Origin of the sequence: Acanthopleuribacter pedis, from assembly GCF_017377855.1 — a bacterium.
Lineage (GTDB): Bacteria > Acidobacteriota > Holophagae > Acanthopleuribacterales > Acanthopleuribacteraceae > Acanthopleuribacter > Acanthopleuribacter pedis.
On the sequence record NZ_JAFREP010000020.1, the window covers coordinates 32,855 to 48,816 of the forward strand.

At 57.5% G+C, this 15,962-nt stretch carries 6 protein-coding genes; 2 read left to right on the top strand and 4 right to left on the bottom strand.

Annotated elements, in window-relative coordinates; genetic code table 11:
* Positions 1 to 134: 134 nt before the first annotated feature.
* A complete protein-coding gene (locus J3U88_RS34715) occupies positions 135 to 587 on the bottom strand; it encodes a type IV pilin protein (RefSeq protein WP_207860835.1) in 453 nt (150 codons plus the stop codon).
* A gap of 213 nt (positions 588 to 800) precedes the next feature.
* On the opposite strand from J3U88_RS34715, the gene J3U88_RS20465 reads away from it, so the two are divergent.
* Together J3U88_RS20465 and guaA are read left to right on the top strand one after the other, a co-directional pair.
* On the top strand, positions 801 to 2,120 hold the full coding sequence (locus J3U88_RS20465; protein WP_207860836.1) for a tetratricopeptide repeat protein: 1,320 nt from the start codon (positions 801 to 803) through the stop codon (positions 2,118 to 2,120).
* Positions 2,121 to 2,287: 167 nt separating this feature from the next.
* A complete protein-coding gene (guaA, locus tag J3U88_RS20470) occupies positions 2,288 to 3,832 on the top strand; it encodes a glutamine-hydrolyzing GMP synthase (RefSeq protein WP_207860837.1) in 1,545 nt (514 codons plus the stop codon).
* A 211-nt stretch (positions 3,833 to 4,043) separates the two neighbouring features.
* Here guaA and J3U88_RS20475 read toward each other — a convergent pair whose 3' ends face one another.
* From J3U88_RS20475 to J3U88_RS20485, 3 genes are all read right to left on the bottom strand, one after another.
* Positions 4,044 to 4,769 (bottom strand): SOS response-associated peptidase, encoded by a 726-nt coding sequence (locus tag J3U88_RS20475; protein ID WP_279382588.1) that lies wholly within the window; start codon positions 4,767 to 4,769, stop codon positions 4,044 to 4,046.
* A complete protein-coding gene (locus tag J3U88_RS20480) occupies positions 4,769 to 7,285 on the bottom strand; it encodes a PAS domain S-box protein (protein WP_207860839.1) in 2,517 nt (838 codons plus the stop codon). Before J3U88_RS20480 ends, J3U88_RS20475 begins: the two co-directional genes overlap by 1 nt.
* Positions 7,286 to 8,149: 864 nt before the next feature.
* Positions 8,150 to 15,835, bottom strand: coding sequence for a PKD domain-containing protein (locus J3U88_RS20485; protein WP_207860840.1), 7,686 nt, complete (start codon positions 15,833 to 15,835; stop codon positions 8,150 to 8,152).
* Positions 15,836 to 15,962 lie beyond the last annotated feature (127 nt).

Here is a 15,962-nt window from a genome sequence, read left to right on the forward strand (position 1 = left end):
GCCCCACAAGGACGAAAAAAAACCGTGAACAAACCAAAAGAGCCGACCGGACACAAAAAAACCCGGCATATAGCCGGGTTCTCGTCTCATTTCTCGCGAAAACCGCGAGGCAAGCTAAGTTAGCGAACAGCGTGTTAGAAGCCGTTGATCGTGTATCCCGCGGGCAAGGTGTTCACGTCCCTCGTGTCGGAAACACCGTCGTGAAGCTGGATAATGCCCAAGGTCTGATCGGTTGCATACCAAGTATCGCGGACAAAGTTTTCCCGATAAATGGCTTCCACGGTATCTTGATAAACAAGAATGTACTGGGTGCGGTCGTTATTGGTAAAGTAGGACACTTCGTAACGCGGTGAGCAAAAAGCAGTACGGTCCAATTCGTCTAAAGCGGCCGGGTAGAGGCGCGTTGAACGCAAGTTGCGGAAGTTTTCAATTTCGGTAACCATCGCGGACGCACAGGGCAACATTTCCGAGCGGTAGGAGCGCGCCACATAGCGGTTGTAAAGAGGCAAGCTGATCGCGGTCAGGATCCCGATGATGGCGACAACAATCATCACCTCGACCAATGAAAATCCTTGTTTGTGTTTCATCTCGAGACTCCGTTAATCATTTATTCATTGAATATATTACTGATTTTTGGCAGTGTCAAGCGCCCATCTCGATTCCAGCGACCTTGCTCACAGATTCGTTCCGCACCGAAACCCTAATCAACCCCCCACGTATTTAATACACCCACCAACTCGGCATGCGATATACTACTGAGAATAATGCCACTCGCGCTATTAAAGGATTTGACTTTGCACATGAGTACCACCCCAAAACGCCCCTCATACCTTCTGCTATGTATTTTTTCCTTTTTACTCAATGCATTGCTTTTTCCCCAACAGAACCCACAACCCGCCAAACCCCGCTTGCCCACCATCGACTACCTCCACCTCCCGCCCGAGCTCGCCCCAACCCTGCAGGAGGCTGCCAAAAACCGGCGTTATTTGGACATTGCCCGCGCGCTCGCCGAGGAAGCTCGCAAATTGGAAGACCCCTCGCTGATTCGTGCTTTTACCTGCTTCGTGATTGATTTCCACTCGAAACAACTCACTTGGTCGCTTTTCTTCACCAAAAACCTGCTTCCCGGCGAGTCGATTTACAGCATGCGCCTCAATACCGACACCATCGTTCCCAACAGTGGCGAACAACCCGTCGAGGAGGAGTTGGGCCGCCTCCTCCAGCGCGCCCGTGCCAAGTACCCCAAAAACTTGCACCTCGAATTCGCCGCCGCCTATTACCACCACCAGGGCCGGCGCTTTTTGCTCAAGCCGCCCTTTACCTTCACGCCCGAGCAAACCTACGCGATTTACGAAAACGCTTACGAGCAAAAGATTTATACACCAAACAGCCTGGTGTTCACCGCCCTGGTTCGCGGTGAGCGCAAACAAAAAACCGACACCATCGACGAACTCCTGCGCCGGGCTTATCACCTCAATCCCAACAACCCCAAGGTGCTGGAGGCACTCCTCAACCACCTGCTCCACCAAAAAGAATTCAAACAGGCGCTGTCGATTGCCAACCAGTTGTTCACCAACGCCGCCACCCCGGAACAAAAAATCGCGGGTTATTCCGGCGCGGCACGTTCCTTTTTCTATCTTGAGAATTACGAGAGCACCCTCACCGCGGTTGAAAACGGCCTCAAACTGGCCCCCAACCACACCCTATTGTGGGCCATCGGCCTGGACACCCTGCGCAAGCAAAAGCGCTGGGACGATTACGAAAAACTGGTGCGCGGCGTACTCGACCGTCAGCCGGAATCCCCGGCGCCTTTTATCGACTATCTCGACTACCTGCGTTTGCGCGGGGTTACGCCCCGAGACGACAGCTTCGTAGCCGCCTACGCGGAAGAAAAAGGCGGTAGTGACATGGCGCGAATAACGCGGCACACCAACGCGGGCAATTTCCATCTCACCCTATTTGCCGACGGACCGGCCGCGCTCAAGCAATTCAAAAAAGCCAAAAAGCTGAGCAAGAAACTCAAAAACCCGCCACCCGACATGACCCGTGTCATCGACGGTTTTATCGAAAAAGCCAAAAACACAAACACCTTGCGCAAGGCACCAAGATCGAAGGAGTGAGCGGGCCGGCCCAAATCCACGACACAGTCACCACGACATCCCACATGACAGCTTTGCTTGGACTCCGCTCCGGCAATCGATATAATGGCTGATTTTAACGCGTCTCAAGACGCTGCTCAGGAAGCGTCACGACCCGTTTATATTCGCCTCGGGCTAAGGAAGGATTCATGGAAACCCAAAACAAAATCGCCATTTTGGATTTCGGCTCTCAGTACACCAAACTCATCGCGCGGCGCATCCGCGAACTCTCTATTTACAGTGAAATCCTTCCCTACAACACCGATCCCGCCGATTTGGCCGACCCGTCCATTAAAGGGGTGATCCTTTCCGGCGGTCCCCGCAGTGTTTTCGATAAGGGCGCACCGGCCTTGGATCAAAAGTTCTGGGAAATCGACAAACCCATTTTGGGCATTTGCTACGGGCTTCAGTTGATGTGCCGTGATTTTAACGGCGAGGTTGTTTCAGCCGATGATCGCGAATACGGCCCGGCCAATCTCCAACTCGACCACCACAACAGCCCCCTGTTCAAGGGTTTCGAGGCCAAAACGCGGGTTTGGATGAGCCACGGCGACCGGCTCGACAAAGCCCCCGCCGATTTCCACATCCTCGGCACCAGCGAAAACGCGCCGATCACGGCCATGGCCCACAACCAGCGGCCCCTGTACGGGATCCAGTTCCACCCGGAAGTTTCCCACTCCGAAAACGGGCTGACCCTGATCAAAAACTTCGTCACCGACATATGCGGTTGTGCTCAAGACTGGCTGATGAAGGATTACATCGAAGCCGCGGTTGAGGAAATCCGCGAGCAAGTCGGCGACGACCACGTGCTTTTGGGTTTAAGCGGCGGCGTGGATTCCTCGGTTGCAGCGGCCCTGATTCACAAGGCAATCGGCGATCAGTTGACCTGCGTTTTTGTCGATCACGGCATGATGCGCAAGGACGAACGCAAACAAGTGGTTCACACCTTTAAGGACCAGTTCGGGATTCATTTAATCCCGGTCGACGCCTCGGACCTCTTCCTCGGTCGCTTGGCCGGTGTCGACGACCCGGAGCAAAAACGCAAAATCATCGGGCGCACCTTTGTTGAGGTCTTTGAAAGTGAATCCAAGAAACTGAACAACGTGACTTATCTGGCCCAAGGTACCCTGTACCCCGACGTCATCGAATCCGCGGTGGCGGTCGGCCCGGCCCAAACGATCAAAAGCCACCACAACGTCGGCGGCTTGCCCGAGAAAATGCACCTCAAACTGCTGGAGCCCCTGCGCGATTTGTTCAAAGACGAGGTCCGTCAGGTCGGCCGCCTGCTCGGCTTGCCCGAGGTCATGGTCGAGCGTCATCCCTTCCCCGGACCCGGCCTAGCGGTGCGCATCCTCGGCGAGATCACCCGTGAAGGCGTGGCCGTCCTCCAAGAAGCCGACGCCATTTTCATCGATATGCTGCACCAGTGGGGCCTTTACAACGAGGTTAGCCAAGCCTTTGCCGTGCTGTTACCGGTTCGCACCGTCGGCATCATGGGCGATGAGCGCACCTATGAACAGGTCTGCGCGATTCGTTCGGTTTCAACCACCGACTTCATGACAGCCGATTGGTCGCGTCTCCCCTACGATTTCCTGGGCGAGGTCAGCAGCCGCATCGTGAACGAGGTAAAAGGGATTAACCGCGTGGTGTTCGACATTACCTCAAAACCACCCGGCACCATTGAATGGGAATAAGCTCCGGCGCGGGCGCGCTGAATCGCGCCCGCGCCCCATTTCCCAGACCTTTAAAAGCGCGCCGAAACGGCGCTTTTTTTCTTCTGGTTTCCCTATTTGGTAACAAGCGCCCTGAAACGGCGCTTTTTTTCTTCTTATTTCCCTATTTGGTAACAAGCGCCCCGTACCGGCGCTTTTGTGTTTGCCTATTTTGTAACAAGCGCCTCGCCCTTCAATCCTCGAACAGGTTCATTTGCGCGGGCGGCTCCGGCGGGGAACTTGGCGTTGGGAAGGTCGCCGCGGGTTCAATACAACGGGGCCCCTCGTTGCCGGTGCGGTTCACATAGTCGTCAACGGCCTGCAAGACAAGGCCCCCGTCGCGCATCGGCCGCATCAAATCGCAAAGGCTTCGCGGGTTCTGGTTGTCGGGATCGAGCCAACGATCAAACTGCCCGGGTTCCAAAATAACGGGCATGCGGTGATGGACCGGGGTCATTTCGCGATTGGCGGCGGTGGTCACAATGGTACAACTGACCAGTTCGCTTTGATCCGCTGCCACCCAAACTTCCCACAGCCCGGCAAAAGCCAAGGGGTTACCGTCGCGACGGCGGATGAAGTAGGGCTGCTTGCGTCCTTTCACCGCAACCCATTCATAGAACCCGTCGGCGGGAATCAGGCAACGACGTCGGTTAAAGGCGGTGCGAAACGAAGGTTTTTCATGGAGGGTTTCGGATCGGGCGTTGGCGAGTTTGGCGCCGATTTTGATGTCTCTCGCCCAATGGGGAATCAGCCCCCAACGCATGGGCACCCCACGTCGTCCCGCGGGGCTCTGAAACACGGCCAAAACGGGTTGGGTCGGTGCGATGTTGTAACGCGGCGGATGATCCGGTTCGTTGAGAATCAGAAAAAAACTCGCGATGGTTTGCGCGGGTAGGTACAAGCCGAAGCGCCCACACATCAGACGAGGTACCGCACAATTTTCTCGAACAACACATTGGGTTGAATGGGTTTACTCAGGTAATCATCCATCCCGGCATCGAGACAGCGCTGTCGCGCGTCCCCCAAAACTTCCGCGGTCATTGCAAGGATTGGGGTACGTTCCTCCTCCATGCCGCGAATGGCGGCGGTCGCGGCATAGCCGTCCATCACCGGCATTTGGCAATCCATCAGCACCAACTCGGGTTTCTCGTCGGCGTTTTGAAAAAGAGAAACCGCCTCTTGCCCGTTTTGCGCCACCAGACAACGCATCCCCCATTTCTGCAACAAGCGCTGGGCGACTTTCTGGTTGACCACATTGTCTTCGACCAGCAGGACCAAACGCCCACGCCAAGGCCCCCCCTCGGTAGAAACCGCCCGCTTCTCCTGCTCGCCGGCTTGAGGACCGTCGTTGATGCCCAGCAGGTTAAAAAGTGTCTCTTCCAGATGGCGACGTTTCACCGGTTTCACCAGGCAGGGCGGACAGCGTTCGCCCAAAAGTTTCTCCACGCGGGGACGCGCTCGGTAACCGGCGAGCACCAAAAAGGGCAGTTCCTCACCGAAGGGATTGGCTTGTAGGACGGCGCCAAGATCAAGCGCCTCGGATTCGTCTTCGAAAGAGAGCGTGACCAAATCAACCCTGTCACCGGCACTTTTGGCTTCCAAGAGACGGCGATTCACATCTTTTACCGCGGCGACGCTGATACAGGTGACGCCGAAATGGGCAAGGTCGGAACGCAGCGAAGCCAAAATTTGCGGACTGCCGGATTGGAGCAAAAACTGCTTTCCTTCCAGCGGTTTTTCATCCGGCAACACCGCCGACTCCAGTTCTTTAAACCCCACATCGAAGTGGAAATTGGAGCCTTTACCTATTTCGCTGTCCACCGCCAACACACCCCCCATCAGCTCAACCAAGTAGGCGCTAATGGCCAGACCCAACCCGGTTCCGCCGAACATGCGGGTGGTCGAGGCGTCTACCTGGGAAAAGGGTTTGAAGAGGCGGTTCATGCGGTCGGGGGCAATGCCGATACCGGTGTCAATCACCTCAAACCGGACCGTCACCCGATCAAAATCGCGGTCCAGCACGGACACCTTGAGCACCACATGACCGCGTTCGGTAAATTTGGCGGCATTGTTCACCAGGTTCATCAGGACCTGACGCAAACGGACGGGATCCCCTTCAATCCGTTCCGGTAAACTGGGGTCGGCTTGAACGATTAATTCCAAGCCTTTGTCCTGAATGCGCACGGCCAGCATGTCGGCAACTTCCTCGATCACGGGCCGGGGTCCAAAAGCAATCGACTCCAGTTCCATTTTGCCGGCCTCGACCTTGGAGAAATCGAGAATGTCGTTGATGATGGAAAGCAGCATTTCACCGGAGCTTTGGATCGCCTCCACATACTCCCGTTGTTCAGGTCCCAACTCGGTGTCAACCAAAAGGCCGGACATGCCGAGAATCCCGTTCATCGGGGTGCGAATTTCGTGGCTCATGTTGGCGAGGAATTGGCTTTTCGCTTTGGTCGCGGAGACGGCTTGGTTCTTGGCCTCTTCCAGGGCCTTTTCGGCTTCCTTTCGCGCCGAAACATCGCGAATGATGGCGGTGAACAATCGCGAATAACCCAACATTAACTCGCTGACGGTGATCTCAATGGGAATCAAGCTACCATCCCGGCGGCGGCCCTCGACCTCGGTGGTGGTGCCGATCATTTTGCGCTCACCGGTTTCGAGATAATGTTCTAAGAAGTGATTGTGTTTGCCGCGAAACGGCTCGGGCATGATCAGCGAAATATTGTGGCCGACCACTTCCTCGGCGAAATAACCAAACAGTTCTTCAAAGGCCGGGTTCACGGTGGTCACGATGCCGTCCTCGCGAATGGTCACAATGCCGTCAGCCGCCGTGTTCACGATGGAACGGCTGCGCGCCTCGCTTTCGCGCAAGGCCTCGGTATCACGGCGCCGCTCCAGCGAAAGGGACAAAAAATCGGTCAGCAGGTTAAGTTTCTCAAGGCTGTACCGCGTCATATCGTGTGCCTGGAGGTCGGCAAAGGTCATCACGCCCCAGGCTTCTTCGTCGGTTCCCAACGGCAAAGCCAACACCGAACGAATTTCGTTTTCACGAAATAAATCGAAGACGGTCTGGTCATTTTCGTTGAGATCCACCACCACCGTGGAAGATGCCGATTTCATGATTTCCCGCACAAACACGGTCCGCCGCGCGTCGTTTTCAAAGGGAATGTGGTCACACACATGGCGACCCACCAATTCGAGACGGTTCAATGAAGGTTGGAAAACATCGATCCACACAAAGTGGAAACCAAAACCCTCGGCCAACAGGGGCGGCAATTCCTGAAAAATTTCGTCATTGGTCTTGGCGTTGAGGATCAAGCGTTTACCGCGAACCAAGGCGGTGTGCTCGCGGATGTTGCGGTCCTCGGGCAAACTTTCATCGCCGATGGAGGCAAATTCGGTGGTTTCATCCGGGACGTACTCGATATTCACACGGTTCGATAACGAATCCTTCCGTCGAAAAAAAACGGAGGCAAACACAAAAGCCGCCAAGAAGAAACACATCACCAGAGAGAGTAAAAAGATCCCGGAGGAAAGGGGAAATGCCGATTCCAAAATGAGCCGCCCAGATGTGAGGTTCACCATCGCATAGCCGACGCACACGACGCACCGAGCCATGTCCAATGAAAGGTGCGGTATTGCCTCGTTCTCCGAAACAAGCAACACCCGAAGGTCAACAACAAAGTGTTACCGCTTCAAAGGGAACAGCAGCGGACACAACAAAAGGTTCCAAACCAAAGGTTTGTCTGCCGCGGCACCCATTCACAAGGCAGTTGCCGGTGAGCTATACGGGCTATCGAAGACAGTTTATCATTTTCACTTCAAGGTAGATAGAGACAGGATTCAAACTAAAGCGGGTGGTTATCGGCGTCGGATACGCGCTTTCGCTTCAACCGCGGTGACTTCAACCTCAAACTCGGAAAATTAGGACCTCAACCGCTCTACCTCCCCAGATGAAGCAGTTGAGGTCCTCCCGAGGAGGGAAAATGGGAGACTCAGAAACTCCCAAAGGAAAAACAAACGAATTCAACAGACGTTTCACGTGTGCTGAAGTGTCTCTAACAGGTACGTGTTGGTACCATCAGCCAGGTTGCGAAAAAAATATTTATCCCGATTAGGGGCAACAGTGTTTCGGCATGTTGATGGGCACCGATAAACTTAACGAGTCCGGCCCCGATTCACAATCATATGAATATAGGATTTTGCCGATCCCCCCTCCTAAAGAAACCGAGCCGCCTCGTTACCTCGGCGGCTCGCCGGCAATGGGGAAACCCGTTCAGGGACGGCCAGTCGGAATTATTGCGCTTTGAGTGCCGACATTTGCGAACCACCTTGGTTGCCAAAGAGTTCAAAGCCGGCTACGGGCGCTGTCGCGGTTAAACCGACCCAACCACCCGCGGCGGGAACCTTGTCGAGTTGGAAGAGATCGCGTACCGTGGCCAACACCTTCTGTTTCCCCGCCGAGGTAATCGCGCGCGTGGCCATGACATCCCCCGCGGCACTGAAGAGCGTGAAGGTTAGCGTTACCTCGGAATCGTTGACATTAATCACGGAAATCCCCTGCCATCGATTGCCCGCTTCCACGATGGGGAAACACAGTTCGGTTTTCAGCGAGGTACTCGCCTCGAAACCGGCAAGGCGCGCGCCGTCGTGGGTCCCGAACAATTCGTAGCCGACAATCCCCGAGTCGGTTTCAATTTCAACCCAATCCACGTTGGCGGGCGAACCAATATCCACCAGGAACTGCTCCGCCAGTTCGACGATTTTCTCCTCGGCGGCGAGGGTCAGGGTTTTTTGGCCGACCAAACCGCCGTCGGGCCCGTAACCGCGCACGATCATGCTCGCGGGTACAGTATCGATGTTGACCAGCGCAATGCCGGTCCAGAACTGGCCGGTATCACGGGCGATGTGGGTGAAGTAGATGTTTTGGCGGACGTAGGTGAAGTTGGGATTGTCGCGTTCGGCATCGAACAAACTCAAGCCGGCCACATGACGCACGCCGTCGACCCGACCAAAGACTTCCGTGCCGGCCAGGGCGATTTGTTCGTTGGTTTCTTTCAAACGCGCCCAAACCGCGCCCGTCGGCAAGGCACCGTCCCATTTTTCGGTGAACCGGAAACGGTCCTTGGAGAATCCGTCCACCACATTCAACGAGGCCTGGTTGTTGCCGGCGGCTTGTATTTGACTGCCCGACGAAGCATTGGCGCCGCCGTTGATGATGTCGGCTCGCGTGTACCAATTGTTGGTTTTTTGGGCGATATGCGGAACATACAGCTCCGATGCAAGTTTGGTCGCCGCGGACGTCGCATAAGCTTCTTGACCGTCGCGGCTTTCGGTACGGCTGTAGCCCTGAAGGTTTTTGGTGGATTGGGCCACGATCCAGGCGACCCCCTCGGCATCGTCACCAAAAAAGGCCTTGGCGTCGCCGGTCAATTTGCCGTTGCCGACAATTTCACGGGTCGCCTCGGCGATGATGTTGCCGCTGCCGTCGTAACCGACCAGCTCCACCACCGCGCTGCTGTTGCCGGGGTTGACCACCCCGAAGCTGGTTGAAGCGGCGTCGGTTTCGTTGACGTCGGCAAAATAGAGGGACGGGGTCAAAACCGTAACGGCGAAGCCGAAACTCAGGTTGAGTTTGCCGGCCGCAACCGGGGTGAATTCAATCAAATAGGTGCCGGCGGTCAAGTCGGCCACGGTAAAGCCGCGATTGCCGCTGACCCGCAGGCTGCGCAACGCAAACAGCTGGTTCATGGCGTCCACGCGGTACACGGTCACATCGGCGGTGCCGTCAATTTGGTTGTCCACCTGTAAGTTTTGGGTATCCCCGGTGAGCGTCACCGAGAAATAGTGGGAACGGTCCAGCGCGATTTCGGCGTAGCGACCGGGTTTCACACCCGCCGCCCGCTCCGGTGCATCGTTGGATGAAAAGGCGGTGTTGTCAAAATTACCCACGTCAATGCGACGGGTGGCCACATTGCTTTGGTTGGTCGCGGTTTGCGCGATGAAACGCACCTCAAACGAACCGGCCTGGGCAAATGCCCTGTTGCCGAGACGCGGGCCGCTCGCCACCACCGAACCGTCCGCCAAGTTGACGATCTCCCAACGTTCGGTCAGTTCCTCACCCAAGGTGGTTCCGTTGGTGACGGCCTCAAAATAAACCGAGTCGCCCACTTGGAGCTGCAAATCCGTAAAGGGTTCCACGATTTCCGCGATTAAAGCGCGTTCGGGATCGTAAACGTTGACCTGAATGGTATCGGCGCGAATCAAGCCGTCGCGCGGTCGCAGCGCCTCAAACACGACGGTATAGTTGCCTGGCACATCAATCGAAACGTCCTCGACACGGCTGCCGCCTTCGTAGGCTTCGCCGTTGACAACCCACACGGTTTCCAGCGGTTCATCACCGGCGCCGGAAATCTCGGCCACCAAATCAAATTGTTCATGAACCGCAAACAAGCTGTCTTGGCCGGGGGAAAGGATGGCGACTTCCAGCGGCTCCTCTCCCGCCACTTCAATCCAACGGAAATCGGTTGCGGTTTGCCCGCCGGCCGACTGCATCTCGAAAAACAGTTGATAGGTGCCGGCCGTTTCAAAGGCGGTCGAATAGGAATCACCAAAGGATCGTGTTTCGGGATCGGCGCCGAAGTACCAATAGGGCTCCTGAACGGAGCCGCCGGCGGTCACTTCACCTTTGAAGGTCACGGTTTCACCAACCCGCAAACGAACCTCGCGTTGGGCGGGTGAGACAATGCGCACGCCCAAACCGGTCACCTCGACCCGACGGCGATCACCGTCTTGAATGGTGCCGTTCGCATCCAGCGCAAGCGCCACCACCTCGTAGATACCGGCTTGCTCGAAGGCCCAAGAAGCCGTGTTCCCGGTTGCGCTTTGGGTATTGGTCTGCGCCCCGGCTTGCAGGCGTTCCCAGTTAATCGTGCCCTCGCCGCCGGTTAATTCAGCGCTAAAGGTCACCACCGCACCGGTTTCGACCCGCACATCCTCACCTGGGGAAACAATGCGCACCTGCAAGGGCCCACCATCCGCCTCGCTGATGGTAACTTGGCGGGCAACAGCCGCGGTGGCGGTGCCCCGTTCCGTAAAACCCTCGCAGACGACGCGAAACGAACCGGGAACCGGGAAGTCCACGCTAATGCGGGAACCGGAAAAACGGCGAATGACCGCCCCGGTGGTTTCTTCGATAAGCGCCCACTTGAATTGAGTGACCTCGGTTTCGCCGGTTGATTCGGCGCGGAAGGTGACCAAGGCGCCGGGCTCGGCGGTGACATCGGCGGTGGGTTCCACAATGGCGACGGCCGCGTCGCCGCCGTCGTTGGGATCGATTACGCGCACGCGGCGGGAATCCGGGCTGGTATCAACCTGACCGTTTGCATCGGTCGCTTGGCAAAAAACGCTGTAATCACCGGCGCTATCGAACAGCAACCTGATTTCGCGACCCGTGTAGGTGTCGGCCACGTTGGCCGATCCATTGCGGGTGACCAGCCAGGTAAAACGCACCTCACTGCTCCCGCCTTCCACATCGGCAACGAACAGGTGTTCCGCGCCGACCTCGGTTTCAAAATCGGCGGTGGGCTCCACGATCACGGTGTTAAAGGTGTCGTCACGGTCATTCACGACGAGGGCGCGGCTCGCGGGCGTCTCATCGCGGGAACCGTCACCACCGCGCGCGGCAACCTCCAACACATAATTACCGGGTTCTTTGACGCTGACATACACGACCTGGCCGGAGAATTGGTCGACCAAACGACCACCCGCATCCAACAGGCGCCAATCAAAAAACACGCGGTTGGTCCCGGTTTCCCCATCGCTTTCGGCGCGGAAGGTCACCGTTTCGTTGACGCGGGTTTCCACCACCGCTTGGGTGGGTTCGGCGATGCGGGTGTCCAACTCGGTATCGCCGCGCCCCACGGAAATCGCACGCACCGCGGGTTGGCCGGGATTGTTTTCGCTGTCATAAGCGGTACAGGTAAAGGTATAGGTGCCGGGATCTTCAAGGGTCAGCCCGATGCGGGAACCGGAATCTTCAAAAGAGACCCCGGTTGGGGTGGCGATCACCCATTCGAAACGGTAGGGCGCACCGGTCCCGCCGTCGGCCTCGGCAACCAATTCCACCCGTTCCCCGATGGGAACCGTCAGGTTTTCCAGTGGCTGGACAATTTTGGTGACCAAGGTCTCGGTGTCACCCCGCTCGACCGTCACCAAGGCGGTGGCCGGGGTGGGATCCTCATTGCCGGCGCCGTCGGTCGCGGCCACGGAAACGCCGTAACGCCCGGCGGTGGGGAAATCAACGGGAACGGGGTTCCCACGCAGTTCATCGATGGTCCGGTTATTGGCGTCGAGGACACGCCAAAGGAAGGTGTAACCACGGCCCTCGCCTCCCTCGGCGGCCGCTTCAAACAAAACCGACGAACCCTCCGGCGCGGTCACGTTGGTGCCGGGCCGAACAATGGTGGTTTCGACGCCGGGCACCTCGCCTTCAACCGAAATCGTCGTTGTCGCGGGGCTGGTGTCGCGGGTGCCCTCCGCATCGCGCGCGCTCACGCCCAAGGTGAAGGTACCGGGCTCCGTAAAGGTGAAGGTCACGGGGTTTCCTTCCTGGGTGCTACCGGACAGACCGGACCCCTGCAAAACCCAGGTGTAGTCATAGGGGCCGCCGGCCCCGCCGTCGGCCTCGGCGGTAAAAGTCACCGATTCACCGAGCGCCACGCGCACCGGCCCCTCGGGTGAAACAATTTTGGTATCGGGGGCATTGTTGCCGTCGCCATCCTGTACTTCCAACCGAACCAGCGCGGGGGTGGCGTCAACATTGCCCTCACCGTCGCGCGCGACGCAGGTCACCTGATAGTTACCCGCAACCTCGAAGGTATATTCAAAGTCGGCGCCTTCAAAGGTTTTGGGTTCGCCGTTGATGAGCATGACCCAAGAAAAATCATAGGGTTCACCAACCCCGCCCTGGGCGGTCGCGCTGAAACGGGCGCTGTCGCCCAGGTTGAACCTGGTTTGGGTTGGCGAAACGATGGCGGTGTCCACCGCGTCCGTGTTGCCATCTTCCGCAACCCGAACCACCACCTCGGCCGCGGTTTCATCGCGCACCCCGGAACTGTCCTGGGCGACACAACGCACCACATACTCACCCGGCCGTTCGAAGGTATAACTGACCTCGGGCGCCTCGCGCGCGGGCAAATCGCCCGGCCCGGAGACCGCCCAGAAAAAGCGATAAGGCGTGCCGCTGCCACCGCTCGCGGTCGCGCTAAAGGCCACCGCGGTTCCCGGTTGAATCGATACCGGACCTTGCGGCGCCGTAATCGTTGTTTCGACCGGCTCATTGCTGGTTCCCCCGACGGTCACGCGCGCGGTGGCGCCGTTGGGATCGACAGTACCCGCGCCGTCCTTGGCCACACAGCGAATGGTCCAAACGCCCTCGGCGGTAAATTCAAGGCCGATTGACTGGCCGCTAAAGGAGCGGGTGGTAAAAGGTGAGGTCACTTCCCAATCGTAGCTGTAACCTTCGCCGCTGCCACCGCTTGCCGAGGCCCGGAAGCTCATCGATTCGCCCAAGTCGGCCCGCAATTCACCCGCGGGTTCGATGGTGGTGACCACGGCATCCGTATTATTGTCAAGCACGGTTACTTGCGCCGTTGCCGGCGAGGTATCGCTTTGTCGCTCACTGTCCATCGCCGTAACCGCAATCCGCCAGGTTCCTGGTATGTCAAACAGGATTTCGTTTTTGTCACCTTGGCGAACGCTGGGACGCTCCGGGGAGCTAATCGCCCAGTTGAAGCTGTACCCTTGGCCGCTGCCACCGCTTGCCGCGGCTTCAAAGGTCAGGCTTTGACCCAAGGCCACTTCCAAGGAGCCGGATGGGTTCAGGCTGGTTTCAACCGGCGTATCATTGGTTTCTTCCCTTACGACAAAGCTCACCTGAGCCGGTGTTGCGTCGGCTACCCCCTGACTGTCCGTCGCACGGCAAACCAAAGAATAAGAGCCCGGCGCGGTTAAAGGAATCACCACGGATGAACCTTCGAAGGAACCACCACCGGCATTACCCTCTGTCAGGTTCCATTCGAAGCTGTAGGGTTCGCTACCGCCACTGGCGGTCGCACTGAGTTGCAGCGACTGTCCCACAAAAAGTTCCGTCGGTATCTCACCAACAATGGCGGTATCAACCACACCTCGGGTCGTCACACTGAGGGTCGCCCCTTCTTGGTCGCGGAGCCCGGCGCTGTCGGTTGCCACACAACGCATGGTGTAGGTGCCGGCGATTTCAAGGCGCGCGCTGACCGTTCGACCGCTAAAGGTTTGGCGCAAGCTTCCGTTGGTGAGTTCCCAATCAAAAGTATAGCCTTCGCCATTGCCCCCAGAAGCGGTGGCGGAAAAAGACACGGCCGCGCCGACTTCATAGACCGAACCGGCGGCCGGGGCGGTAATTTCCGTTTTAACGGGATCGGTCTGAACAGGATCGACCCGCACCGAAACCACCGCCGGCGTCTCGTCGACCAAGCCCTCGTTGTCGCGCGCACGACAGGAAATTTGCACCGTACCCGATTCGTTAAACGTGAAGCTCACACTGCTTCCCTGATTTTGCGTGGGTGAAACACCCGCGCCCTCGGCCTGCCATTCGAAACTGTAATTTCCGTTGCCACCGGTCGCCGAAGCCCGCATGCCCAGGCTACCACCGGCCGTCACACGAAAGGCACCGCCGCTGGTGTCGATGGTCGTCTCTATCGCTTCAACACGCGCCTCGACACGGATGGTCACACTCGCGGGGGTTTCATCAATCGCGCCACTCCCGTCTTTGGCGGCACACAAAATCTGAACCGTACCGGGCTCGTTAAAAGTAAATGAAACCGTGCTCCCCTCAGCTTGGGTCGGGGTTACGCCGGGCCCCTGGGCCTGCCATTCAAAACCATAATCGCCGTCGCCGCCCGTCGCAGTCGCGCGAAAGGTGAGACTACCGCCCAGGGTCACCGTCGAGGAGCCATTCGAGGCATCAATGGTTGTATCGATGGGGTCTGGCTGAGCTTCGACCCGTACCGCAAGGGTGGCCGGTGTTGCATCAACCCCATTTGACCCATCGGACGCCCGACAAGCCACCCCATAATTTCCGGGCTCGTTGAAGCGAAAAGAAACCGATGCGCCGGAGCTTTGCGCCGGTGAGACCCCCGGCCCGTTCGCAGTCCAGTCAAATTGATAATTCCCGTCGCCCCCGGTTGCCGATGCGCGAAAACTCAGCGTGGTCCCGGCCGGTACCGTCGGAGGCGTGGTTGGCGAAACGATGCTGGTTTCAATGGGTTCTACCACTGGATTGACGGTCACCACAAGCACCGCGGGCGTCGCGTCGACATTCCCACCCGAATCTCGGGCGGTGCAAGAAATGGTGGCGCTGCCGGGCTCGGTAAAACGGAAGGAGACGGCGGAACCCGCGGCTTGCGTTGGGTTGACACCCGCCCCGGTCGCGCTCCAGGTGAAGCTGTAGCCGCCACTGCCGCCGGTCGCACTCGCCTCAAGCGAAATACTTTGGCCCACCTCAAGCACCGGTGAGTTGGTGGAAGACGAGATCGCTGTATCGATCTCATCGGCCTCTTGAATCACCATGACGTTCAGCGAGGCGGGCGTGCTATCGGTCTCGCCGTCTTCGTTGGAGGCGGCAACCTCCACGCGATAGTTGCCCAATTCCGAGAATTGATAGGTCATCGAAGCGCCGGTAAATTCTTCACCCAAACGCTGGTCCGGTACAAAAACGGTCCAATTAAAGGTTACCCCGTCCCGCACATTGGAATCCGCGAGGAAGGTTAAACTGTTGCCGAGGGTGACCAACTGGTTCCCCGTGGGCTGGACAATCGTCGTATCAACCTGGGCCTGAAGCCAAGGGCTTCCCCCAAGCAAAAAAAGGAACAGCCAAAACAATCTGGAAACACCACGACCCATTCCCAACCCAAACTGCGACCACGTTACGGAACCTTTCATCACACACTCCAGGCAATAGCGGTTTCAAACCTACGACGCGCTGAACGCCCCAAAAACAGCTGCTTCACAATTTCAAAGGCTGTTTGATCAATTCAAAAATACAAGGATGCTTATCAATATAAATCCC

Excerpts from the sequence above, each read along its gene's own strand:
- J3U88_RS34715 (WP_207860835.1), bottom strand. The coding sequence starts at position 587 with ATGAAACACAAACAAGGATTTTCATTGGTCGAGGTGATGATTGTTGTC.
- J3U88_RS20465 (WP_207860836.1), top strand. The coding sequence starts at position 801 with ATGAGTACCACCCCAAAACGCCCCTCATACCTTCTGCTATGTATTTTT.
- guaA (WP_207860837.1), top strand. The coding sequence starts at position 2,288 with ATGGAAACCCAAAACAAAATCGCCATTTTGGATTTCGGCTCTCAGTAC.
- J3U88_RS20475 (WP_279382588.1), bottom strand. The coding sequence starts at position 4,769 with ATGTGTGGGCGCTTCGGCTTGTACCTACCCGCGCAAACCATCGCGAGT.
- J3U88_RS20485 (WP_207860840.1), bottom strand. The coding sequence starts at position 15,835 with ATGAAAGGTTCCGTAACGTGGTCGCAGTTTGGGTTGGGAATGGGTCGT.